The organism is Pseudonocardia sp. DR1-2, from assembly GCF_023717215.1.
In the GTDB taxonomy this organism is placed as follows: domain Bacteria; phylum Actinomycetota; class Actinomycetes; order Mycobacteriales; family Pseudonocardiaceae; genus Pseudonocardia; species Pseudonocardia alni.
The window spans coordinates 12636-35240 of sequence record NZ_JAMQOF010000004.1 but is presented as its reverse complement, the minus strand read 5'-3'; the positions used below and the strand labels follow the sequence as shown (position 1 = coordinate 35240).

21 protein-coding genes are annotated in these 22605 nt (G+C 77.4%); 6 read left to right on the top strand and 15 right to left on the bottom strand.

Going from position 1 to position 22605, the window contains the following annotated elements:
* Nucleotides 1-2: 2 nt before the first annotated feature.
* Nucleotides 3-683: a CDP-alcohol phosphatidyltransferase family protein gene (locus tag ND486_RS12435; RefSeq protein WP_251784474.1), complete on the top strand. Its 681-nt coding sequence runs from the start codon at nt 3-5 to the stop codon at nt 681-683.
* Here the strand turns inward: ND486_RS12435 and ND486_RS12430 are convergent.
* Both ND486_RS12430 and ND486_RS12425 read right to left on the bottom strand, forming a co-directional pair.
* The gene (locus ND486_RS12430; protein WP_251784473.1) at nt 583-2136 is read right to left on the bottom strand and encodes a phytoene desaturase family protein; all 1554 of its coding nucleotides are present in this window, start codon (nt 2134-2136) and stop codon (nt 583-585) included. The genes ND486_RS12435 and ND486_RS12430 overlap by 101 nt on opposite strands.
* Nucleotides 2133-3272, bottom strand: coding sequence for a glycosyltransferase family 2 protein (locus tag ND486_RS12425; protein ID WP_251784472.1), 1140 nt, complete (start codon nt 3270-3272; stop codon nt 2133-2135). Before ND486_RS12425 ends, ND486_RS12430 begins: the two co-directional genes overlap by 4 nt.
* A 126-nt stretch (nt 3273-3398) precedes the next feature.
* Between ND486_RS12425 and ND486_RS12420 the strand changes: the two genes are divergently transcribed.
* The 3 genes from ND486_RS12420 to ND486_RS12410 are packed head-to-tail and all read left to right on the top strand — an operon-like array spanning nt 3399 to nt 6630.
* Nucleotides 3399-4268 carry a carotenoid biosynthesis protein gene (locus ND486_RS12420; protein ID WP_251784471.1) on the top strand — a complete coding sequence of 290 codons (870 nt, stop codon included), beginning with the start codon at nt 3399-3401 and terminating at the stop codon, nt 4266-4268.
* Nucleotides 4265-5830 carry an FAD-dependent oxidoreductase gene (locus ND486_RS12415; protein ID WP_308215841.1) on the top strand — a complete coding sequence of 522 codons (1566 nt, stop codon included), beginning with the start codon at nt 4265-4267 and terminating at the stop codon, nt 5828-5830. Before ND486_RS12420 ends, ND486_RS12415 begins: the two co-directional genes overlap by 4 nt.
* An 8-nt stretch (nt 5831-5838) precedes the next feature.
* Nucleotides 5839-6630: an endonuclease/exonuclease/phosphatase family protein gene (locus ND486_RS12410; protein WP_251784470.1), complete on the top strand. Its 792-nt coding sequence runs from the start codon at nt 5839-5841 to the stop codon at nt 6628-6630.
* 4 nt (nt 6631-6634) lie between these two features.
* Here ND486_RS12410 and ND486_RS12405 read toward each other — a convergent pair whose 3' ends face one another.
* On the bottom strand, nt 6635-7324 hold the full coding sequence (locus ND486_RS12405) for a TVP38/TMEM64 family protein (RefSeq protein ID WP_251784469.1): 690 nt from the start codon (nt 7322-7324) through the stop codon (nt 6635-6637).
* Nucleotides 7325-7640: 316 nt separating this feature from the next.
* Between ND486_RS12405 and ND486_RS12400 the strand changes: the two genes are divergently transcribed.
* Nucleotides 7641-8045, top strand: coding sequence for an STAS domain-containing protein (locus ND486_RS12400; RefSeq protein WP_251784468.1), 405 nt, complete (start codon nt 7641-7643; stop codon nt 8043-8045).
* A gap of 51 nt (nt 8046-8096) precedes the next feature.
* On the opposite strand, the gene ND486_RS29720 is transcribed toward ND486_RS12400, so the two are convergent.
* The 11 genes from ND486_RS29720 to ND486_RS12345 form a co-directional block, all read right to left on the bottom strand.
* Nucleotides 8097-8711, bottom strand: a complete 615-nt coding sequence (locus ND486_RS29720) for a C40 family peptidase (RefSeq protein WP_308215840.1) — start codon at nt 8709-8711, stop codon at nt 8097-8099.
* Nucleotides 8712-8891: 180 nt separating this feature from the next.
* Nucleotides 8892-9620 (bottom strand): hypothetical protein, encoded by a 729-nt coding sequence (locus ND486_RS12390; protein ID WP_251784467.1) that lies wholly within the window; start codon nt 9618-9620, stop codon nt 8892-8894.
* Between the two features lie 112 nt (nt 9621-9732).
* The gene (locus ND486_RS12385) at nt 9733-10101 is read right to left on the bottom strand and encodes a hypothetical protein (protein ID WP_251784466.1); all 369 of its coding nucleotides are present in this window, start codon (nt 10099-10101) and stop codon (nt 9733-9735) included.
* An 84-nt stretch (nt 10102-10185) separates the two neighbouring features.
* Nucleotides 10186-11481, bottom strand: coding sequence for a HAMP domain-containing sensor histidine kinase (locus tag ND486_RS12380; RefSeq protein WP_251784465.1), 1296 nt, complete (start codon nt 11479-11481; stop codon nt 10186-10188).
* Nucleotides 11478-12176, bottom strand: coding sequence for a response regulator transcription factor (locus ND486_RS12375; RefSeq protein WP_374231404.1), 699 nt, complete (start codon nt 12174-12176; stop codon nt 11478-11480). The genes ND486_RS12380 and ND486_RS12375 overlap by 4 nt, the downstream gene beginning before the upstream one ends.
* A 50-nt stretch (nt 12177-12226) precedes the next feature.
* Complete coding sequence (locus ND486_RS12370; protein WP_251784464.1) at nt 12227-13729, bottom strand: APC family permease; 1503 nt, start codon at nt 13727-13729, stop codon at nt 12227-12229.
* Between the two features lie 178 nt (nt 13730-13907).
* Entirely contained in the window at nt 13908-14306 is a 399-nt protein-coding gene (locus tag ND486_RS12365) for a hypothetical protein (RefSeq protein ID WP_208824489.1), read from the bottom strand.
* A 127-nt stretch (nt 14307-14433) separates the two neighbouring features.
* Nucleotides 14434-17286, bottom strand: coding sequence for an FAD-binding and (Fe-S)-binding domain-containing protein (locus tag ND486_RS12360; protein ID WP_251784463.1), 2853 nt, complete (start codon nt 17284-17286; stop codon nt 14434-14436).
* 53 nt (nt 17287-17339) lie between these two features.
* Nucleotides 17340-18146, bottom strand: a complete 807-nt coding sequence (locus ND486_RS12355; protein WP_251784462.1) for an enoyl-CoA hydratase/isomerase family protein — start codon at nt 18144-18146, stop codon at nt 17340-17342.
* Nucleotides 18147-18169: 23 nt separating this feature from the next.
* On the bottom strand, nt 18170-18907 hold the full coding sequence (locus tag ND486_RS12350) for an SDR family NAD(P)-dependent oxidoreductase (RefSeq protein WP_100880943.1): 738 nt from the start codon (nt 18905-18907) through the stop codon (nt 18170-18172).
* Between the two features lie 118 nt (nt 18908-19025).
* Nucleotides 19026-19997, bottom strand: a complete 972-nt coding sequence (locus ND486_RS12345; protein WP_251784461.1) for a tetratricopeptide repeat protein — start codon at nt 19995-19997, stop codon at nt 19026-19028.
* Nucleotides 19998-20777: 780 nt separating this feature from the next.
* On the opposite strand from ND486_RS12345, the gene ND486_RS12340 reads away from it, so the two are divergent.
* A complete protein-coding gene (locus ND486_RS12340; protein WP_251784460.1) occupies nt 20778-22040 on the top strand; it encodes a hypothetical protein in 1263 nt (420 codons plus the stop codon).
* A gap of 36 nt (nt 22041-22076) precedes the next feature.
* Here the strand turns inward: ND486_RS12340 and ND486_RS12335 are convergent, their stop codons facing one another.
* Nucleotides 22077-22559 carry a DinB family protein gene (locus ND486_RS12335; RefSeq protein WP_251784459.1) on the bottom strand — a complete coding sequence of 161 codons (483 nt, stop codon included), beginning with the start codon at nt 22557-22559 and terminating at the stop codon, nt 22077-22079.
* Between the last annotated feature and the right edge of the window lie 46 nt (nt 22560-22605).

The window sequence follows — 22605 nt, the reverse complement described above, 5'->3', positions numbered from 1 at the left end:
CGATGACGACCGGGGACGACGACGGCTGGTCGGCCCTGCACGGCGGCATCCGGCCCTCCCCGGTGGTACGCGGCTGGCTCCGGATGGTGCGGGTCCTCTCCGCGGGCCCGGTGGCCCGGGTCCCGCCGGACGTGCTGTCGGCGTCCGGCGTGGTCGTGCTGGCCGGGGCGTGGGCGGTCGCGCTCGCCGGGGCGCCGTGGACGGCGGCGGCGGCTCTGCTCGTCGTCGCCGCGGGGGTGCTCGACGGCCTCGACGGCGCCGTTGCGCTGCGCACCGGGCGGGCCCGGCCGCTGGGTGCGGTGGTCGACGCCGTCGCCGACCGCCTCGGGGACCTGCTGCTCGGGGCGGTGCTGGTCGCGCTCGGCGCCGCGCCCGGCTGGGTCCTCGCGGCGCTCGCGCTGGTGTTCGTGCACGAGTTCCTGCGGGCCCGCGCGCAGTCGGTCGGCATGCCGGGGGTGGGCGCGGTGACCGTCGCCGAGCGGCCGACCCGGCTGGTCGTGGTCGCCCTGCCCGCACTCGGTGCGGCGGTGCTCCCGGCCGGCCCGCCGCTGGTCGGGGTGTCGTGGGGGACCGTCTTCGCCCTCACCTGGACGGTCCTGGGTGCGATCGGGCTGGCGCAGCTCGCGGTGGGCGTGGTCCGGACGACCCCGCCGCGGTTCCCGGGGTCCCCGCCGGGCCGATGAGACCGGCGACGATCTCGGCCGACATCAGCACCAGCGGGATGCCGCCGCCCGGGTGCGCGGACCCGCCCACCAGGTAGAGGCCCGGCACCGGGCCGCGGTTGGCGGGCCGGCGCAGCGCGGCCCGGGGGCCGTGCGAGGCGGTGCCGTAGATCGCGCCGCCCGGCGAACCGGTGCGCCGCTCCAGCTCGGCCGGGGTCAGGACCTCGGCGAACCGCAGGCGGTCGCGCACGTCGGTGCCGCGGGCGGCGAGCACGCCGAGCACCCGGTCCCGGTAGCGCTCCGCGAGCCCGGGGGCGTCCCAGTCGACACCGCGCCCCGGGGCGTGCAGGGGTGCGTTGACCAGCACGAACCAGCCCTCGGAGGTGTCGTCGGGGCGCAGCGCCGGGTCGTCGGGGGCGTGCACGTACACCGTCGGGTCGGGCACCGGGCGGGGCTCGCGACCGAAGATCGCGTCGAACTCGGCGTGCTGGTCGCGCGGGAACCAGACCCGGTGCGCCGGCCCTGGCTCCCGGCCGGACAGCCCGAGCAGCAGCACGAACCCGGCGGTCGAGCGGGGCGTGCGGCGCAGCCGCCTGCGGGCCCGGCGCGCGACGTCGCGGGGGAGCAGCCGCTCGTGCAGCACGTGCGCGTCGACCCCGGAGACGACGACGTCGGCGCGCACCTCGCGGCCCCCGGCCCGGACCCCGGCGGCCCGGCCGCGCTCCACGAGGACCTCGTCGACGGCCGTGCCCGGGTGCAGCGTGACGCCGAGGGCGAGGCAGCGGTCCACGACGGCGTCGACGATGCGGCGCAGCCCGCCCGGCACCCACCACGCGCCGAACTCCTGCTCGACGAAGGCGGTCACCGCCAGCACCGCCGGTGTGCGGCGCGGGTCGGAACCGGAGTAGGTGGCGTAGCGGTTCAGCCAGGTCCGCAGCCGCGGGTCGGGCAGCAGCCGCGCGCCCAGCCCGTCGAGGGTCCGCCACGGCGCGACCGCGCGCAGGTCGGCAGGGCGGGCGCTCATCCGGGCGAGCGCGGCCGTGGTGAGCGGGCGGCGCAGGACCGGCTCGCCGACGAGGTCCCACAGCCGTCGCGAGTGCTCGTGCAGCGCCGTCCAGGACGCGCCGGCGCCGTCGCCCAGGGCGGCGTCGAGGGCGGCCGGGACCGCGGCCGCGGCGTGCGGGAGGTCCAGCCGGGTGCCGTCGGCGAAGACGTGGCCGCAGGCCGGGTCGACCGGCGTGACCGGCAGGTCCGCGGGACCGCCGGTCGCGGCGAACAGGTCGTCGAGCAGGTCCGGCATCGTGAGCAGCGACGGGCCGGTGTCGAAGGTGAACCCGTCCCGGGTGACGACGCCGAGCTTCCCGCCCGGGGTGTCGGCCCGTTCGAACACGGTGACCGCGTGCCCGGCGGCGGCCAGCCGCGCCGCCGCCGCGAGCCCGCCCAGCCCGGCGCCGACCACCACGACCCGGCTCACAGCGCACGCCCCTTCCAGCTCAGCGTGCCGCGCAGCCTGCCCGCCCACGAGGACGCGAGCAGCCCGATCAGAGCCAGCACCGACACCGGGTGGGCGAGCGCGTCGACCGCGCCGCCGCCGCCCGACGGCCCGGTGACCCACCGCGCGGCGGGCACCCGCCCGGCGACGGCGGCGGCGTACCCGAGCAGCCCGGCCCGCGACCCGGTCAGCGCGGCGAGCGCGGGCAGCACGTAGACCAGCACCAGCCCGGCGCCGACCGCGACCGCCCCGGCGGGCGAGCCGAACGCCGCCCACAGCGACTTGCGGTAGCCCGCCCGCAGCTCCGCGCCGGTCGCGTACATCCGGCAGGACGCGACCTGCGACCCGTCGGCGATGCCGGTCCGGCCCCCGGCGGCGCGGACCGCCCGGGCCAGCCCGATGTCGTCGAGGACGGCGCCCGACACCGCGGCCCAACCGCCCGCCCGGGCCAGTGCGGCCGCCTCGACCAGCAGGAACTGTCCGTTCGCGACGGCCATCGACCCCCGTCCGGACCGTTCCGCGACGACCAGCGGCAGCGTCGTCAGCCACGACCAGGCCAGCAGCGGTTGCACCAGCCGGCCGAGCGGGCCGGAGGCGACCTGCCGTGGCCACGGGCACAGCAGGTCCAGCGGCCGGTCCCGGTCGCGCAGCAGCGCCACCGCGGCGGCGACGGCGTGCGGGACGAGGACGACGTCGGCGTCGACGAAGACGAGGACCTCGCCGCGGGCGGCCGCGGCCAGCGCGGCACAGGCGTGCGGTTTGCCTAGCACCCCGGGCGGGGGCGGGGTTCCGGTGAGCACCCGTAGCCGGGGGTCGCCGCCGGCCGCGGTACGGACGACGGCGGCGGTCCCGTCGGTGGAGCCGTCGTCGAGGACGAGGATCTCGACGTCGGCCAGCCCGCGCTGCCCGGTCAGCGCCCGCACGGTCGGCGCGATCCGGTGTGCCTCGTCGCGGGCCGGGACCAGCACCGACACCGGCACGGTCACCGTGGGCGGCGCGGCGGGCGGGCGTCGCAGCCCGGCCCGGTTCACCCAGGCCTGCACCGTCCCGGCCGCGGCGAGGACGGACCCGGCGGCCACGAGCGGACGGACGGCGCGCAGCGGCCGGCGGAGGAGCACGCAGGCGACCCTACGGAGGGGGCGGCCCGGCCGCGCGACGTCGCCGCGGCCGCGGACGACGCGCGGGTGTGCCCGGGTGGTGGCACCGTGGGACCACCCCCGACCGGACCGTGTGGAGGTTCCCGCGTGGCGTTGGCCGCTGCCCCCCGGGCACTGCGCACGACCCTGCCCGCCTGGGTGCTGGTCGCCGGAGCGGTGACCGTCCAGATCCTCTACCCGCTCACCCCCGCCCCGCTGCGGACGTCGGTGACGGTGCTGAGCGTGGCGGTGTTCTTCCTGGCCGCGGTCGCCGACGTCGTCCGGGTGCACGGCACCCGGGGCGGGCTGGTGCTGCTCGGCGTCGCGGGCGGCGGGGGACTGGTCGCGGAGTCCGTCGGGCTGGCCACGGGGTGGCCGTTCGGCGCCTACGCCTACACCGGGACCCTCGGCGCCGAGGTGGCCGGTGTCCCGCTGGTCGTGCCGATGGCCTGGGCGATGATGGCGTGGCCCGCGCTGGTCGTGGGCAGGGCGCTGGCCCGGCGCGGGGCGGGGACCGTCGCCGTCGGTGCGTTCGCCCTGGCCGCCTGGGACGTGTTCCTCGACCCGCAGATGGTCGACGCGGGCCACTGGGTGTGGGCGCGCCCCGACCCGGGTCTCCCGCTGGTGCCCGGCATCCCGCTGACCAACTACGCCGGCTGGCTGGTCGTCTCGCTGCTGATCGTCGGGACCCTGCACCGTGCGCTGCCCGGCGGCCCCCGGCGCTCGGGGCCCGCGGCCGCGCTGTACCTGTGGGTCTACGCCTCCTCGGTGCTCGCCCACCTGGTGTTCTTCGGCCTGCCCGGCTCGGCCCTGGCCGGCGGGGTGCTGATGGGGCTGGTCGCGGTCCCGTACGCGCTCGTCCTGCGTCGCGACCGCGCCGCCCACCGCCCCGGGACCCGCCACCGCGGTGCCCACGACTCCGCTGCCCGCCACCCCGGCGGACACGGTCCGCACGTCCGTCCCGGAGGGACCCTGTGACCGACCCGCTGCGGCACCGCGCCGCACCGCTGCGCATGCGCCGACGACGGCTGGTGACCCCCGACCCGCTGCTGCCGCGTGAGGTGCCCGCCGGGTCGGAGGCGGTCGTCGTCGGGGGCGGGATCGCCGGGGTGTCCGCGGCGGTGGTGCTGGCCGAACGCGGGGTGCGGGTCACCCTGCTCGAGGCGGCCGACCACCTCGGCGGACGGCTCGGGGCCTGGCCGCACACCCTCTCCGACGGCACCGTCGCGCAGGTCGAGCACGGCTTCCACGCCTTCTTCCGGCAGTACTACACCTGGCGGTCGATCCTGCGCCGCGCCGACCCGCAGCTGTCGTTCCTGCGCCCGGTCGGGAACTACCCGGTGATCTCCGCGCGGTGGCCCGACGAGGACCTGTCGGGACTGCCCGCCGCCCCGCCGTTCAACCTGCTCGCGCTGGCGCTGCGCAGCAGGAGCCTGTCGCGCCGCGAGCTCACCTCCGCCGACCCCGAGGCCGGACGCGCCCTGCTGGCCTACGACCGGGCCACCACCACGACCGAGCTCGACGGCGTCGACGCCGCGTCGTTCCTCGACCGGCTCGGGATGACCGAGCGCACCCGCAGCATGCTGTTCGAGGCGTTCGCCCGGTCGTTCTTCTGCAACCAGGGCGACCTGTCCGCCGCCGAGCTCGTCGCGATGTTCCACTACTACTTCCTCGGCAACCCCGAGGGCATCGCCTTCGACGCCCCGTGCACCGACCACGCCACCGCCGTGTGGCAGCCGCTGTGGCGCCACCTGACCTCCCTCGGGGCGCAGGTCCGCACCGGGGCGCGGGTCACCGCGGTGCACCCCGACGGCGCAGGCTGGCGGGTCGAGGGCCCCGGGGCGACCACCACCCGGCACCTCGTGCTCGCCCTCGACCCGGGTGCGCTGCGCGCGGTGGTCACCGGCTCACCCGGGCTGGCGACGACGGCGCCGCGGCTGCACGCGCAGTGTGCGGCGCTGCGCGTCGCGCCCCCGTTCGCGGTCAGCAGGCTGTGGCTGGACCGCGACGTCGACCCGGGACGGGCGGTGTTCAGCGCCGTCAGCGGGCAGCCGACCCTGGACTCGGTCACCGTCTACTCCCGGCTGGAGGAGCCCTCGGCCCGGTGGGCCGCCGGGACCGGCGGGTCGGTGGTGGAGCTGCACTCCTACTCCTGCGCCGAGCCCGACGCGGCGTCCGCCGCGGCCGCGCTGCGCGCCGAGCTGGCCGTGCTGTGGCCCGAGACCGCGGACGCGACCGTCCTCGACCGGTGCGACCGGCTGGAGGCCACCGCGCCCGCGTTCCCGCCCGGGACGGCGGGCACCCGGCCGGGGGTGCGGACCGACGCGCGCGGCCTGCGGGTGGCCGGTGACTTCGTGGAGACGCCCTACCTCGCCGGGCTGATGGAGCGCTCGTCGATGTCGGGGGTGCTCGCCGCGAACGACGTGCTCGCCGAGCTGGGGGCGGCCGCCGAACCGGTCGACGGGATCCCGCAGCGCGGGCTGCTCGCCGGCGTCCCGGCGCTGCGCGGGGCCCGCGGACGCCACGCCGCGACCCGCTGACCGCGGCCGTGCGGGTCGCGTCGCTGAACCTCGCCTCCGGACGTGGGGCGGACGGGCGGTACCTGACCGGCCCCGCGCTCGGGGCGGCCGTCGCCGGGGTGGGCGCCGACGTCGTCGCGGTGCAGGAGGTCGACACCGGCCAGTCCCGCTCGGCGGGCGACGACCAGCCGTCGCTGCTCGCGGCCGGGCTCGGTGCCGTGGACTGGCGCTGCGCCGCGACCATGCACGGCGAGCCGCGTCCGGACCCGCTGCCGTCGTGGACCCCGCTCGACCCCCCGGTCCTGCGCGGTCCCGGCGACCCCGCGCCCGGGCCGCGCTACGGCGTCGCGCTGTTCTCCCGGCTCCCGGTGCGCCGCTGGCACGTGCTGGGGTTCGAGGCCGGCCGGGCCCGGCTGCCGGTGCCGGTGCCCGCCCCCGGCGGGGGGACCCGGCTCGCCTGGTTCCCCGACGAGCCGCGCGTCGCCGTCGCCGCGGAGCTGGGGACGCTCACGGTGGTGGCGACCCATCTGTCGTTCGCCCCGCCGACGGCGGTCCGCCAGCTCCGGGCGCTGCGGCGCTGGACGGCACGGCTGCCCGGGCCGGTGGTCGTCGCCGGGGACCTGAACCTGCCCGGCTCGCTCCCCGCGACGGTGACCGGCGGCCGGCGGCTCGTCGACGGGCGGACGTTCCCGGCGGCGACGCCGCGCGCCCAGCTCGACCACCTGATCGCGCTCGGCCGCCTGACCGGGCGGGACCCGGCCGTGCTGCATCTCGACGTCGGTGACCACCGCGCCGTCGCCGCGACGGTCGGGCCCGGCTGAGCCCTCAGCCGTCCGCGGGCGGGTCGGCGCGCGAACGGACCGGCCGGCGCCGGGCGAGGACGACCCCGGTCAGCACGACGACCGCGAGCCCGGCCACCGACACCAGGAACGGCAGCGACCCGGGGTCGGTGCCGAACGCGCCGACCGCGACCAGCGCCGTCGTACCCGGGGTGACCCCCAGGACGGTGCCGAGGAGGTAGTGCCGGAACCGGACCGCGGTCAGCCCCCACAGCAGGTTCAGCACCGAGTACGGCAGGACCGGCGCGAGCCGGACCCCCACCACGGCCAGGAGGCCGCGACGGCGCACCACGTCGTCGACCACCGCCATCCGCTCCGCACCCCGGCCCGAGCGGTCCACCAGCCGCAGCACCGTGTCCCGGCCCAGCCGCCGCGCCAGGGCGAACCCGACCGCCGCGCCGACGAACTTCCCGGCGAGCGTGGCGGGCAGCCCCTCGCCGAACCCGAACAGCACCCCACCGAGCACGGCGAGCAGGCTGACCGGCACCGGGGTGAGCGACAGCCCGGCGTACAGCGCCGCCCACAGCAGCGGTCCCGCCCATCCGGTCCCGGCCAGGCCGTCGCGGAGCTGCTCCACCGAGGGCACCCCGACGGCGACCGCGACGCCGACCGCGACACCCACCAGCGCCACGAGCAGGACGGGACGCCAGAGGCGGGCGACGACGGGCCCGGTCACCGGGCTCCGGCGGGCGGTCGGGTCCCGGCGGCCCGGGGGATCTCCGGTGCGGTCGGCATCGTCGTGAGTATCCCCGCCGGGGCGCCGGCCCGCCGGGGGAGCGGACCGCACCCTGGACACCCGGTGTCGGCGACGGCTACGGTGACGGGCCGGGCCCGTCGACCGTGACGATCCCGGTCCAGCTCGACGCATCCTCGGGCGACGCCTCCTCGGAGCCGTCGCCGTTCGGTCGTCCGGTACAGCACCGTGCCCCGACGGCACCACGGGCCGACCGTCCCCGCAACCGGGACCGGCCCCCCTCCCTCCTGGCGGACCCATGACCGCGCCCACGCCATCCCGTCGTCTCCTCCTCGTCCCCGAGTCCGACCCCGCTCCCGCCGACCCGCAGGTCGAGGTCGGGTGCGGTCCCGCCGCGACCGTCGTCATCGGTGTGTCCGGCGACCTCGACCTCGCCACCGGACCCGCGGTCGAGGTGCGGGTGCTCGCCGCCGTCGACCTCGCGGCGGGTGGCCGGGTCGTCCTCGACCTCAACGCCGTCCGATTCCTCGGGCTGCGCGGGGTCACGATCCTGCGCGCGGCCGCCGACCGCGCCCGTGCCCACGGGACCGCGGTCGTGGTGGTACTGGACCCGGCGGCGCCTGCGGCCCGGGCGCTGAGGCTGGTGCCCTGCCTCGGTCTCACCGTGGTCGCGGTCGACACCCCGGTGGCCGACGCGTCCTGACCGGGCGGGTGCCGGCGTCGCCGGTCCACGCCGCCGGTGCCACCGGCGGAGTCAGCGGGGCGCCGGGGTCTGCCGCGGGGCCGTCGGTGACGCGGGCAGCGGCGGTGCGGCGGGGGCGTCGAACCAGGGCTCGTCCGGGATCGACGGGTCCGGCGTCTCCCGGACCGCCGGGTCCCCGACGCCGTCGGTGGCCTGCGCCGGTCGCGTCGCGCCGAGGTAGCCGTCGCCGCGCCACCGGTACCAGGAGGTCTGCACCGGCAGCCCGAACGTCGGAGCGCTCACCATCCGGTCCTGCCCGACGAACAGTCCGACGTGGTGGACCTTGTCGACGGTGCCGTAGAAGACCAGGTCACCCGGGCGCAGCGGGGAGCCGGCGGGGACCCGCGGGCCGCGGCGGTACTGGGCGTGCGCGGTCCGTGGCAGGACGACCCCGGCCTTGCCGTAGGCGAAGGCGGTCAGCCCGGAGCAGTCGAAGCCGCGGTCGCCGTTCTCCGGCCCGTTGCCGCCCCACACGAACGGCAGCCCGATCTGGCGCAGTGCGACCTCGACCGCGGTGGCCGCACGCTGTTCGGGCGTCGCCGCCGGCCCGGCCGCGGCCACACCGCCGGTGACCAGCAGCAGGACCACGGCGGCGAGCACCGTCGCGAACGGGGACCGAAGCGGCACGGCGTTCCTCCCGGTCGCCCGCGGTCGGCGGGTGCGACGGGCCACCGGGCGGTGACCTGCGCCGAACCTAGGGACGGGACCGCGGCGACCGGAAGCGGAAGCGATCGAGCGGGTGAACGGGGTGACCCGGTCGGTGCCGCGTGGGTCCGGGGACCGGCGCGGGCCACCGACCGGGGCGGGTCAGCCCAGGCCCGGGATGCCCGGCATCTGCGGCAGCACCGGCGTCGAGGCGAACAGGTCGAGGTACATGCCGCCGGACACCAGCAGCCCCAGGACGCCGAGCACCAGGCCGCCGAGGGCGACCGGCCGGACCCAGGCGCCCGCGGCGGGCCGGGCGGCGGGGCCGAGGACCAGGACGAGCCCGACGAGGACCGCGACCAGCGCGACGACGCCGTTGACCACCGCGGCGACGTCCCAGGGCGCGCCGTAGAAGGACTCGATGGTGTCGCCCGGGCTGCCGGTCGCGGCCTGGATCTGCCCGACGAGCGACTCGCGCTCGCGCAGCATGTCGCCCACCGAGGTGCCGGTCAGCGAGGCGAGACCGAGTCCCGCGGCGACGACGGCGCCCGCCCCGGCGAGGCCGCCGCCGGAGGCGGTGTCGGCCGGGGTCCCGGCGGGGGTGGCGGCCGCGGTGCGCACACGGGCGGCGCGGCCGGTGCCGGCGTCGTCGGTGGCCGCGCCCGCGGCCGCGGTGGAGCCGGTCGCGGTGCCGTCGGTGGCGGTGGAGCCCGCCGTGGTGGAGCCGGTGGCCGTCGTGCCGGTGGCCGCGCCGTCGGCGGTGTCGGTGGCGGTCGTGGCGGGGCCGTCGGCGGTCGCCCGGTCCGTCGCGACGGAGCCGGCCGCGTCGTCGGTCTCCGGGGTGCCGGTCGCCGTGCTGCCGTCCGTGGGCCTGCTCGTGTCGGAAGCCATGGGCCGCACCGTACGCGAGGTCAAGATCGCCGTGACGGCCCCCCACCTGGGCGGATACGCCGTCGTGTCCGTTCCGCCGGGCCCGTCACCGGATGGGGGCGGTGACCGGTCGCTACCCGACGGTCGCGCCGGCCGCGGTCCGGCCGGCGGGTTCGCCGGTGCCGGCGAGCACGGTGACACCGTCCGCGGGGGACCCGGCCCCGACCCGTCGCACGGGGCCGTCGCGCAGCCCGGACAGCACGCCCTCGATCCGGGCCAGCACCGCCGTGCGGGTGCGTCCGTCGACGCCGACGACGTCGACGACCACCGTGCCGAGCGCCGCCGAACCCGACGCCGCCCACTGCCCGGACCAGCCCAGCACGATGCCCGGTCCCGCGGGCGGGGGCGCGGACCCGACGGAACGGTGGTCGAACCCGAGGGTCCGCAGGACCGGGTCGGCGGTGAGGGCGTCGCGGATCCGCTGGTCGGGCGTCGTGGTCATGCGGGCCTCCCGGTGCCGACCGTCGTCGATCATGTCCGGTACCGACGGTAGGGAGCCCGTGTGCCACGGGGGATGAGGTGGAGGTTAGGAGGAGGTAAGCGATCGGCCGTCCCGGACCGGTTCCAGCGGCAGCAGCAGGGTGACCACCGACGGCGACCGGCGGGCGGTGAGCCGTCCGCCCTCGGCCTCGGCGAGCCGCCGGGCGAGGGCGACCCCGAGGCCGCGCCGGCCGTCGCTGCCCGACAGGTCCTCCTCGGCCACCCCGGGCCCCTCGTCGGCGACGTCGACGGCCACGGCGTCCGGCCCGGCCTCCCGCGCGGTCAGCGCGACCGCACCGGCCCCGTGCTGGACGGCGTTGTCGAGCAGCGCGGCGACGATCTGGCGGACCGCCGCGGCGGAGGCGGGCGGGTCGGGCAGGGCGCCGTCGCGGGACACCGAGAACGACCGCCCGGCGCGGGACAGCCGGTCGCCCCACTCGGCCTGCGCCTCGTCGAAGAGCCGGGCGAGGTCGACCGGAACGGCGTCACGGCTGCGTTCGCGGGCGAGCAGCAGCAGCTCGTCGATGGTGCGCTCCAGCCGGTCGACCGAGGCCAGCCCGTCCTCCACGGTCGCGGGCCGCAGCAGCGACGGGTCGTCGAGCGCGGACTCCAGCCGCAGCCGCAGCCCGGCCAGCGGCGTCCGCAGCTGGTGCGAGGCCTCCGCGGAGAACGCCCGCTCGCGGGCCAGCAGGTCGTCGAGGCGGCCCGCGGTGTGGCCGAGCGCGGACCCGACGCGGTCGAGCTCCCCGATACCGGTGGGCGCGGGACGGACCCCGAAGTCGCCCTCGCCGAGCCGGGCCGCGTCGCGGGCCATCGACTCCAGCGGCGCCGACAGGTGCGCGGCCAGGCGCATCGCGAGGGCCCACACCGCGACCAGCACCAGCCCGGCCAGCGCGACCATGCCGAGGTAGAGCGGTACGAGCGAGGACCACACCGCCGAGGTCGGGCGCGCCGCGCGCACCACCCCGACGACGTCGTCGCCGTCGGTCACCGGGGACACCGCGACGAGCTGCCCCGGCGGGGACGACGACAGACCCCGGTCCAGGACCCGGTCGACGCCCTCGTCGCCCTCCGGCGGGCCGTCGCCGGTGGTGCGGTCGCCGTCGGAGTCGTAGAGCGCGACGGCGGTGTCGTCGTCGCGGCCGTCGGGCAGCCGGGCCGGGACCCGGTCGTGGACGACGTCGTCGTAGACCGAGCGGGCGGCGAAGTCCGCGATGCGCTGCAGCGACTCGCGCTGCTGGGCGACGGTGTAGCGCTCCAGCCCGGCGGCCAGCGGGACCCCGAACAGCACCAGCGTCACCCCGACCGCGACGAGGGTGAGGCGCACGATGCGGCGTCTCACCGGTGGCCCCCGGGCAGCTCCAGGCGGTACCCGTGCCCGCGCAGGGTGGTGATCAGCGGGACCCGGGGGCCGTCGTGCGCGGCGAGGTGGCGGCGCACCGCGGCCACGTGCACGTCGAGGGTCTTGGTGGAGCCGAACCAGTGCGCGTCCCACACGTCGGTCATCAGCACCTCGCGGCTCAGCGCGGTGCCCGGGTCGGTCGCGAGCCGGGCGAGCAGGTCGAACTCGCGGGTGCGCAGGACCAGCTCCCGCCCGGCGACGGTGGCGCGGCGCGCCCCGGTATCGACGCGCAGGTCCCCGACCTCCAGCACGTCCTCGGTGCGGTCGCCGCCGGCGCGCCGCAGGTGCGCCCGGATCCGGGCGAGCAGCTCGGCCAGGCGCACCGGCTTGGTCAGGTAGTCGTCGGCGCCGGCCTCCAGGCCGAGCACCACGTCCATCTCCGCGGTCCGGGCGGTCAGCACGACCAGCACCGCGTCGGGGCGCAGCGTGCGCAGCCGACGGCACACCTCGACGCCGTCGAGGTCGGGCAGTCCGAGGTCGAGCAGGACCAGGTCGAACGGGGTGTGCCCGGCCGCCGCGAGCGCCGGGCCGCCCGCCTGCTCCCACCGGACGTCGTAGCCGTGTCCGGTCAGGCTGCCGCGCAGGACGTCACCGATCGTGCGGTCGTCCTCGACGAGCAGGATGCGGGCGTTCACCGGCCCGATCATCGTCCATCCGGCCGGGCCGCCGCACCCCGTGCGGCCTCCTAGGAACCGCCGTAGGGCGGCTCACCCGTCTCCGGGACGAGCACCGGGGTGTCCTCGTCGAGGGTCTCGCCGCGGAAGAACGGCCGCAGCCGCACCGCGCAGGCCAGCATCAGCGGCACCCCGAGCGCGATCATGCCGACGCCGATCACGAACACCCCGCCGACCGGACCGAAGGAGGTCTCGCCGTAGGCCGGGTCGAGCATGTCGACCGAGCTCTGCACGAACGCCCACACCATGACCACGCCGCCGAGCAGCGGCAGCAGACCGCGCAGCAGCAGGTCGCGTGGCGAGCGGAGCAGGGTGCGCCGGAAGTACCAGACGCAGGCGAAGGCGGTGATGCCGTAGTAGAACGCCACGGCCAGGCCCAGCGAGGCGACGGTGTCGAGCAGCGCGTCGGAGCTGACCAGCCCCAGCACCAGGTAGAACACCACCGCGGACAGACCCATGACGACGGTGGCGAACCCGGGCGTCGCGTAGCGGGGGTGGACGCTGCCGAAGCGGCGCGGGACCGCCCCGTAGACGGCCATCGCCAGCGCGCCGCGCGCGGTGGGCAGGATCGTGGTCTGGGTCGACGACGCCGCCGACACCGCGACGGTCAGCAGCAGCACCGCGGTGAGCACCGAGCCGCCCATCGGGGCGCCGAGCAGGGTGAGCACGTCCTCGGAGTGCTCGGGGTTCGCCAGGCCGATCCCGGTGTCGCCGAACCCTGCGTAGGACTGCAGCGCGACCGCGACGACGACGTAGATCGCCAGCAGGATCACGGTGGCGAGCAGCGCGGCGCGGCCCGGGGTGCTGGTCGAGCCGCGGGTCTCCTCGCCGACGGCCAGACAGGCGTCCCAGCCCCAGTAGACGAAGATGCAGAGGATCAGCGCCTGCGCGGCGGCGGAGCCGGAGATCCCGGTCGGGTCGAACCAGCTCCAGCTCGGCAGCACGGCCTGCGGGCCGGCGTCGCCGGAGTACACGAGCCACAGCGCCCCGGCGGCCAGGACGGCGAGCACCACGATCTGGAACACGATCAGCGCGTTCTGGAACCGCTCGGACAGCACGATCCCGCGGTGGCTGACCCAGGTCATGACGAGGATGAACAGCACCCCGACGCCGACCTTGACCAGCGTGTTCTCCGCGGCGGCGACGAACCCGAGCGCGCGCAGGGTGTACACGGCGGCGATCTCGGCGACGTTGGCCAGCACGATGATCGCCGACACCGCGACGCCCCAGCCGCCCATCCACCCGACCCACGGCCCGAAGGCCTTGGTGCCCCAGGTGAACGTCGTCCCGCAGTCGGGCACCGCGCGGTTCAGCTCGCGGTAGGCGACGGCGACGAACAACATCGGCACGAACGCGACGAGGAACATCGCGGGCGCCTTCTCACCGACGGCGAGGACGACGTAGCCGAGCGTCGCGGCCAGGCTGTAGGCCGGCGCGGTGGCGCCGAGCCCGATGACGGTGTTGCCCCACAGGCCCAGCGCTCCGGTGCGGAGACCCTTCGGGCCGGCCTCCACGACGGGAGGCGGTGCGGCGGCGGTCAACCGCCGTTCTCGGCGGTGAGGATGGTCAGCACGGTGGTCGTTCCCCGTCTCGTCGGCTCCCGCCCGGGCCGGCGGCGGCACACAGGATGCGGCACGGACGCGCCCGAACGGAAACAGCGGTGTCGCGTCTCACGCCGCGACCCCGCCGGGGTCAGAACTGCCGGTGCGGCGTGCCCCGCACGCTGAACCAGTAGGCGCCCGCCTCGGCGCCCGAGATCCCGGTGCGGACCTCGGCGGTGGCCGGACGGCCGAAACGGCGCCGGATCGCCTTGCGGGCCGTCTTCTCGATGCGGGCGGCGAGCCGCTCCGGCTCGGAGCACCCGGACATGGTCAGCACGGCGACGAAGGCGTACCGGGCGGGTCCGCGCCGCGGCCAGGGGCCGGTGCCGTCGGCCAGGGACAGCTCGACGGTCATCGGACGCTTGCGGTGCGTGTACAGGGCGCGGGTCAGCTCGGCCTCCACGACGTCCGCCTCGACGCCCGCGGGTGCCTCGACCCGGACGACCGCCATCACGGCGTTCGCCGCGGCCCCACCTGTCACCACGGTCACGGTCTCGGACTCCTTCCGGGTGCGCGTCACCCCCGACGGAACGCGCATCACGGACATTCATCCCCGGTCCCGGGGGGTCTAAACAAGGGCTTGACCGAAAAAGAGGCGTCAGGATCACGAAAATCGCTCATCTCGTCACCCGTTCGAGCACCTCCAGGACGTGCTCGTAGTCACGCCCGGTAGCGCGGCTCATGCCGAGCTCGCAGGTCCGGTTGCAGGAGGCGTGGGCGTCGGCGTCGACCCCGGCGAGCTCCCAGGCCTGCGGTGCGGTGGCCGCCGCGGTCAGCTCCGGGTGCAGCATCCCGCGGTCCCCGGCGAACCCGCAGCAGCTCCACGAGTCGGGGACGACGACGTCGTCGGCGACGGCCCCGGCCAGGCGCCGCAGCGGGTCGAGCAGGCCGAGCTGGGTGGCCGAGCAGGTCGGGTGCAGCACGAGCCGGGCCAGCCGGGCGGACACGGTGAGCGCGGGCAGGATCCGGTCGGCGGTGAACTCGACGGCGTCGAGGACCCGCAGGCCGCGGTAGCGCTCGGGGCCGGACGCGACCATCACCCGCAGCCCCTCGGTGCACGACGACGCGTCGGACACCACCGGGACCGCCCCGGCGCGGGTCGTCGTCCACAGCGCGGGCAGGACCCGCTCGGCCATCGCGGCGGCGCCGTCGGTGAGCCCCTTGGACTTCCACGGCGTGCCGCAGCACAGCGACCCCAGGCCGGCGGGCGCGCTCGCCCGCAGGCCCGCCCGCGCGCAGAGCCGGGCGAACGCCTCGCCCGCGCCGGTGCCCGCCGAGCCGAACATGGCGCCGGTACAGGAGGAGAACAGGACGAGGTCGGCGTCGGTGGACACGAGCCCGCCGGGGACCCGGTTCCCGCCGCCGCGGGGCAGGTCGGGGCTCCACTGCGGGACCTGCTCGGGGTCGGCGACGCGGCGCAGCGCGGCCGAGACGGGTGCGGCGCCGGGTACGGCCCGCGCGAGGGTGAGGGCCATCCCGGCGGCCCGGGTGGTGGCGCCCCAGTGCTTCGCCGCGAGGGTCCAGCCCGCGCCCGCGGCGCCGTGGTCGCGTTCGCCGCGCAGCCGTCGCACCAGGTCGCCGGTGTTGATCAGGACCGGGCAGGCGGTGCCGCACATGCCGTCGACGGCGCAGGTGTCGACGCCGTCGTAGGCGTAGTCGGCCTCCAGCTCGGCGAGCAGGGCCTCGTCTCCCGCGGCCCGGGCGGCGGCCATCTCGCGGCGCAGCACGATCCGCTGCCGCGGGGTGGTGGTCAGGTCACGGCTGGGGCAGACCGGCTCGCAGAACCCGCACTCCACGCAGCGGTCCACCTCGGACTCGACGGCCGGGGCGGACTTGAGCCCGGCCAGGTGCGCGGTCGGGTCGTCGTCGAGGACGACGCCGGGGGAGAGGATCCCCTGCGGGTCGCAGAGCCGCTTGATCTCCTGCATGACCTCGTAGAGCTCGTCGCCGTACTGGCGGCGGACGAACGGCGACATCATCCGGCCGGTGCCGTGCTCGGCCTTGAGCGTCCCGCCGTGGGCCAGCACGAGGTCGACCATGTCGTCGGTGAACCGGCCGAAGCGGTCCCGGCCGCCCGCCGTGCCCGAGTCGTCGAGGTCCTCGGTGAGCATGAAGTGGACGTTGCCGTCCTTGGCGTGCCCGAAGATCACGGCGTGGTCGTAGTCGTGCTTCGCGAACAGCGCGATGAGGCCCTCGCAGGTCGCGAGCAGGTCCGGGACGGGGACGGCGACGTCCTCCAGCAGCGCCGCGGTGCCCGGCGGGCGGGCGCCCGCGACCTTGGCGTAGAGCGCCTTGCGCAGCTTCCACAGCCCGGCCTTCGCGACCGGGTCCGCGGACAGCTCCCGCGGGCCCCGCAGCGGCAGCCCGGAGATCAGCCCGGAGGCGTCCCCGGCGAGCTGGGTGACCTCCTCGACGGTGTGCCCGCGGTACTCCACGAGGAACGCGGCGTGCTCGTCGACGGTCAGTGCCCGCAGCCGCGGGTCGGCGTCGGTGTCGCCCTGTCCGACCCGCAGCGACGTGGCGTCCAGCAGCTCGATCGTCGCGGCGCCGGAGTCCACCAGGCCGGGCAGCGCGCGGTTGGCGGCGGCGAGGTCGTCGAACACCAGCAGCCCGGTGCGGGTGTGGGCCAGCACCGGAACGGTGCGCATGGTGATCGAGGCGAGGAACGCCAGCGTCCCCTCCGAGCCGACGAGCAGCCGGGCCAGGATCTGCACCGGGTCGTGGTGGTCGAGGAAGGAGTTCAGGCCGTAGCCCATGGTGTTCTTCAGGGAGAACTGACGCTCGATCTCGGTGCGCAGCGCCGCGTCGCCGCGGAGCCGGTCGCGCAGCCGCGCCAGACCCGCCCACAGCCGGGGCTCGCGGGCGCGCAGCTCGTCGTCGGCGCCGGGGGCACCGGTGTCCAAGGTGGTGCCCGAGGGCAGGACGAGCTCGACGGAGTCCAGCAGCGCGTAGCTGTTCGCGGCGGTGCCGCAGGCCATGCCCGAGGAGTTGTTCGCGACGACCCCGCCGAGGGTGCAGGCGACCTCGCTGGCCGGGTCCGGGCCGAGCATCCGGCCGTACCGGGCCAGGCGGGTGTTGACCGAGCGCACCGTCGCGCCCGGCCCGACCCGCACCCGGGCGCCGTCGCCCTCGATCTCGATGCCGCGGAAGTGGCGGCGGACGTCGACGAGGATGCCGTCGGTGACGGCCTGGCCGGACAGGCTCGTCCCGCCGGAGCGGAAGGTCACCGGCACCCCGCCCGCGGCGCGGAACAGCGCGGCGACCTCGGCGGCGCTCGACGCCGTCACCACCGCGGCCGGGGTGCGGGCGAAGTGCGACGCGTCGTGCGCCATCCGGAGCCGGTCGATCGCCCGGGTGGCGACGGCGGCGGGGCGGACCGCGGCGGCGAGCCGGTCGTGCAGGGCGTGCACGGCCGGGCGGCCTGCCGGGTCGGTGGGCGGTGTCTCCGCGGGCGATCCGGTGAGGGTCACGGTGGTGCTCCTGGCGTGTGGTGGGACGCGCGTGCACCCACCCTGCCCCAGGGTCAGCCCCGTGCCGAGGGGAAGTTCGGGGGACGCTTCTCGCGCAGCGCGGCGGCGCCCTCCACCACGTCGGGGCCCATGAAGGTCAACATCTCGTAGGCGGCGGACTGCTCGAAGGCCGGTCCGGCGCTGCGCAGCCACGAGTTCAGTGCCCGCTTGGTGAGCCGGATGGCCTGCTGGGAGCCGGTGCCCAGGGCGTGCGCGACCCGCAGTGCCTCGTCGAGGACCTGCTCGCGCGGCACCGCCTTGGCGACCATCCCGAGCCGCTCGGCCTCGGCGCCGGTGACCATCTCGCCGGTCAGCAGGTAGTAGCGGGCCTTCGCCATGCCGGCCAGCAGCGGCCAGATGATCGCGGCGTGGTCCCCGGCGGCGACGCCGAGCCTCACGTGGCCGTCGCCCAGCTTCGCGTCCTCGGCGGCGATCGCGATGTCGGCGAGCAGCGCGACGACCACCCCGGCCCCGACGGCGACCCCGTTGATCGCCGACACGACCGGCTTCTCGCAGTCGATGATGTTCCAGACCAGGTCGGACATCTCCCGGAGCATGTGTGCGACGCGCTCGTGGTCGCCGGCCATCCGCTCGACCATGCCGAGGTCCCCGCCCGCGGAGAACGCCCTCCCGGCCCCGGTGATCACCGCGACCCGGGTGGCGGCGTCGGACGACACGTCCCGCCAGACCCGCGCGAGCTCGCCGTGCAGGACCTCGTCGGCGGCGTTGTACTTCGCCGGGTTGTCGATGGTGATGAGCAGGACGCCGTCGTCGCGGCGCTCGAACCGCAGCTGGGTGTAGGTGCTCGGGTCGAGGGTCATGGGGGTCCTCCCGGGGGCTGCGGTCAGAGCATGGACAGGCCGCCGCTGACGCTGACGGTCTGCCCGGTGAGGTAGTCGGCGTCGGGGGAGGCGAGGAAGGCGACGGTGGCGGCGACGTCCTCGGGGCGGGCCAGGCGGCGGAACGGGATCGCCTTCACCAGGGCGTCGCGCAGCCGGTCGTTCCCCTCGACGACGTCGGCGAACAGCGCCGTGTCGGTGGGCCCGGGGCACACGCAGTTGACGTTGACACCGTGCCGGGCGACCTCGCGGGCGAGGGTCTTGGTGAACGCGATGACCCCGCCCTTGGCGGCGGAGTAGACCGCCTCGCCGCTGGACCCGACGCGGCCCGCCTCGGAGGCGAGGTTCACCACCGTCCCGGAGCCCTGCGCGATCAGGTGCGGGACGACGGCGTGCGCGGTGTGCAGCACCCCGAACAGGTTGATCCGCACGATCCGGTCCCAGTCGGCCGGGTCGGAGTCGACGAACGCGCCGACCTTGTCCCAGCCGGCGTTGTTGATCAGCACGTCGATCCGGCCGAGGTCGCCGCGGACCCGCTCGACGGTGTCGCGCACGGCGTCGGGGTCGGCGACGTCGAGGGCGTACGCGGTCCCGGCCCCGCCCAGCTCCGCGGCGGTCGCGGCGGCGGTGTCACCGTCGAGGTCGGTCACCGCGACCCGGGCGCCCTCCCCGGCGAGCCGCAGTGCGGTGGCACGGCCGATGCCGCGCCCGGCCCCGGTGACGAGCACCGTCCGGTCGTCCATCCTGCCCACGGGCCGGTCCACCTCCTGGTCGCCGACACCGGTGTCGGACCCCGCCCACCATGACGACACCGGCCCCCATGGTCAATCTCCGACGGCGGGTCCGTGACGCCGGGCCGGGTCAGCGCACCACGGGCAGCGGGCCGGAGGGCCGGTCGAAGAACAGCGGGAGGGTCTCCTCGCGCGGGTCGGGGGTCCGGGGGAGGACCCCGGTCGTGGGCTCGTCGTCCTCCCGCGGACGGCGCATCCGCGGGAGGACGCCGGTCGGGGGCTCGGGCTCCCCGGACGGCGGGCGCATCCGCGGCAGGACGCCCGTGGGCGGCTCGGGCCCGTCGGCGGGTTCCCCGGCGGGCCGCACGGCGGGACCGGCGGCGGGCACCGCGGCCGGTCGCACGCCGGGCTCCCCGGTGGTCGCGGTGGTGGGTGCCGTGGCGTGTCCCGCGGAGTCGGCCGCGGCGCGGCAGTCGGTGAGCAGCTCCCGCACGTCGTCGGTCACCGCGTGCCCGGCGCCGAGCACCCGCTCGGCGATCTCGAGCGTCGCGGCGAGCAGGCCGGCCGCGCCGCGCAGGTCGCCGGTCTCGGCACGGGCGAGCGCCAGCGCGGCCCGGGACGCGATCGTGCAGGGGTGGGATCCGCCGAGCACCCGCGCCCGCCGGGTGATCACGTCCTCGTGCCGGCGGACCGCCTCCTCGGCGTCGCCGGTCACCCGGTGGGCCGCGGCCAGGGCGTCGGCGGCCGCGAGCGACGCCGGGTGGTCCGGGCCCAGCAGCGCCTCGCGGGAGGCGAGGTTGCGGGTGGCGATCTCCAGCCCGCCGGCGTGGTCGTAGCCCAGCAGCAGCGCGACGGCGAGGCTCCCCTCGGCGACGAGCGTGTCGGCGTCGTCCGGGCCGAGGTCGCGACGGGCGGTGGTGAGGACCTGCTGGACGCGACGGGTCGCGTCCAGCAGCGCGGGCATGTCGCCGCTGCGTCCCGCGGCGCGCACGTCGGTCGCGGCGCGGTCGTGACGGGACCGCAGGGCCTCGCGCAGGGGGTCGGCGGTCGTCGTCGACCGGTCCGCACCGTGGTGCGGGACGGTCACTCGCCGGTCGGCCACGGACACCCGACCTCCCCTCCTCACTGCGACGAGCAGTCCGGACTCACCCGGACGGCCCACTGGATCGTGACCGAACGTACCTGTAACCGGCGGTATCGCGCGCCCCGGACGAGCATCCGAGGCGAAGGCCACCCTTACCGATCACCGTGCGTCGCAGGAGGCGCACCGACGGTCCGAGGCCGGCGGACCCGTCCGGACGCAGTCACCCGGCCGTGCGGTCCCTGCCCCCGGACGGGTGCACGTCCGCCGCGGTGCCTGGAGTGCGGTGTCCGGGGGCTCGACAATCGCGCGCACGCCATCCGGAGAGGGGGCCTCGTGTCGGGGCAGGGGGACGCCGACCACACCGATGGTGAGGTCGCGGACGACGCAGGGGCGGTGAGGCGTCCAGACACCGGCGCCGACCCCGCCGCCGGTGACCGAGTGGGGCGGCCGGCGCGCCGACCGTCCCGACCGCCGCCTCCGCGGCCCCCGCTGCGGCCGACCTCGCCGTTCCTGGGGGTGGCCCCACCCGTCGCGCCGCCCGCGGACGAGCCCGGACCTCCGAGCATCGAGGACTTCGGGGCGGGAGGGACGCACCGGCCGGTGCCCGGCGCCCCGGTGCCCGGCGACGCGGCCCCTGCCGAACCGGTGTCCGCGGCTCCGGCAGGACCGGCCGCGGCTCGTCCGGCCACCGGGGCACCGGAGTCCGCCACGCCGGACGCCGCCGTGCCTGACGCCGCCGTGCCTGACGCCGCCGTGCCTGACGCCGCCGTGCCTGACGCCGCCGTGCCTGACCCCGCCGTGCCTGACGCCGCCGTGCCGGACGCGGTCGTGCCGGACACCGCCGACCCGGTGACCGCGCGTCCGGTGTCCGCCGACCCGGCCCCGGGTCACCCGGCTGCCGTGCCGGAGCCCGCCGACCCGGACCAGCGGGCGGCGGAGCCGGACGCGGTGCACCCGGGTGCTCCGCGATCCGGGGCCGGCGTGCCGGACGGCGTGCCCCCGGGCGTCCCGACGCCGGAGGTCCCGGTGCCGGCCGGCGGTTTCACCACACCGGACAGCGGGCGGACCGCGCCGGACGGCGGCGCCCCGGGGTCCGACGGCGGGTCCGCCCGGCCGCCCACGACCGGCCCCGACCCGACCCTGCACGGTGTCCCCGCGGTCACGCCGCGCCCGATCCCACGGCTCACCGCCGTGGTGCTGGCCGGATCGCTGCTGGCGGCCGCCGGTGCGGCCGCGGGCGCCGTCGCGCTGGTCTCGCAGCAGAGCGACGGCGCGGGCTGGCCCGGCGCGACCGACCCGACGGCGGTGACCCGCCCGGACGGGGTGACCGCCGGCCTCCCGGGGGGCGCGGCGCCCCTCGCCCCGGTGTCCGAGGACTCCTCCGGGGCGGGGGAGCGCGAGGGCGCCGTCGCGCCGGAGCGGTACCGGCCCGGCCCGGACACCGGCCGCGGGTCCCGCTCGGACCCGACCACGGGCCCGGGGGAGCGGCGGGCCGATCCCGCGGGCCCGCGCCCGGCCCCGGGTACCGGCCGCGCCCCGACGTCCTCCGCGGCTCCGCCGGCCCCGGCTGCACCGGCCCCGGGCGGCCCGGTGCGACCCGGCGGTCCGGCCGCTCCCGCGCCCGGCGGTTCCGGGACGGTCCCGGCAGCGCCCGGCGCCCCGGCCGGGGGTACGACCCCGGGGAGGCCCGGCACCCCGCCGGGCGGAACGGGCCCGGCCGGGCCCGGCACCCCCGGCGCGGGCACCACATCGGACCCCGGCGACGGGTCCGGCGCGGGACAGCCCTCCGACGGCGACGCCGGGACCGGCGGTGCGCCGGAGCCCGGGCCCACCGCGGGGGCCGGGTCCACGCCCGGCACCGCACCGGGGACGGGGACGGGATCCGGCCCGGGCACCGGGAACGGCGTCCCGGATGCGACCGGCCCCGGACCGGACGGCGGCGCGGGTGCCGACGGGCCGTCGACCGGCGCACCGCAGGCGGGCAGCACCGGCGGCGACGGCACCGGCGGCGACGGCACCGGCGGCACCGGCACCGCGAGCCCGTCCCAGCCCGGGTCCTGACCCGCGGGGGACCGCCGGAGGGCGGCGGTGAGCGGCTCAGCCCGCCGCCAGCACCTGCTCCCGCAGGATGTCGGCGTGTCCGCAGTGGTGGGCCAGCTCCCGCAGGACCTGCAGGAGGAGCCAGCGCACCGTGATCGGGTACCCGCGGCCGGACACGGTGTCGTCCAGCCCGAGCCCGGCGACGGCGGCCCGGGATCGTTCGCACACCTGCAGGTAGTGCCGGCGGACCGAGTCGACGGTCTCGTCGGCGCCGGGAAGGAAGGACTCCTCGACGGTGTCGGGGATCCCCAGCTCCGCCCGCGACCTGCCGGACACGGCCATCCCGAACCAGACGGTCTCCACGAACGCGGCGTGCCGCACCAGCCCGATCAGGGTCGTCGCCGACGGGACCAGCCGCCGTCGCGCCTGCTCCTCGGTCAGACCGTCGAGGACGCCGGCGACCAGCGTCCGGTACTCCTCGACGAACGCGGTCAGCTGGGTGCGCTCGTCGTCCACCTGCACGGAGAAGGGGTCACCCACGACGGCGACCCTACGACCGTGGTCGGACGGCGCAGATCGGCCCTCG